Consider the following 1,002-nt stretch of genomic DNA (forward strand, 5'->3'; position numbering starts at 1 on the left):
GTACCAGGTGCGCCGTTCCTCGGACAACACCACCCGGGACATCGGCGTGCTGAGCCCCGGCGGAGCCGCGAACGCCGCCGCGCAGGACTCCTTCTGCGCCGGCACGACCTGCCTGATCAGCATCATCTACGACCAGTCGGGCCGCAACAACCGGCTCACCCAGGCGCCTCCCGGCGGCTTCCAGGGCCCGGCACCGGGCGGGTACGACAACCTCGCGACCGCGACCAAGGCGCCGACCACGGTCTACGGGCAGAAGGCCTACGGCGTGTACGTCGACCCCGGCGTCGGGTACCGCAACAACACCACCAACGGCATCGCCAAGGGTGACCAGCCGGAGGGGATGTACGCCATCTTCGACGGCACGCACTACAACGGCGGCTGCTGCTTCGACTACGGCAACGCCGAGACCAACAGCCGCGACAACGGCAACGGCACCATGGAGGCCATCTACTTCGGCAACAACAAGGTCTGGGGCACCGGTGCCGGCAACGGCCCCTGGATCATGGCCGACCTGGAGAACGGCCTGTTCTCCGGCGTGAACCAGAAGAACAACGCCGGCGACCCGACCATCACCCACCGGTACCTGACCGCCATCATCAAGGGCGAGCCCAACCACTGGGCGATCCGCGGCGGTAACGCCCAGTCGGGCGGCCTGGGCACCTTCTACGACGGCAAGCGGCCCAACGTCTCGGGCTACAACCCGATGAAGAAGGAAGGGGCCATCATCCTGGGCATCGGCGGCGACAACAGCCACGGTGCCGCCGGCACGTTCTACGAGGGCGTGATGACCTCCGGCTATCCGACGGACGCCACCGAGAACGCCGTCCAGGCCAACATCGTCGCCGCCGGCTATCGCTGACCGGTCACCGGTGACATCGCACGGAGTGCGATGAGCCGACGACGCCGGCGCCGTGATCAGTCTTTCACGGCGCCGGCGGTCATTCCGGCGGCGACGTAGCGCTGGGCGATGATGAGGAGTGCGGCGGCGGGGATGGAGGCGAC

General features: G+C 68.2%; 1 protein-coding gene. It reads left to right on the plus strand.

Features of this window, described 5'->3' with window-relative positions; genetic code table 11:
• Positions 1–859, plus strand: an 859-nt coding sequence (locus tag IEY93_RS38960) for an arabinofuranosidase catalytic domain-containing protein (protein WP_229691723.1), incomplete at its 5' end; no start/stop codon positions are given.
• Positions 860–1,002 lie beyond the last annotated feature (143 nt).

This window comes from Sphaerisporangium melleum, assembly GCF_014646695.1.
Classification (GTDB): domain Bacteria; phylum Actinomycetota; class Actinomycetes; order Streptosporangiales; family Streptosporangiaceae; genus Sphaerisporangium; species Sphaerisporangium melleum.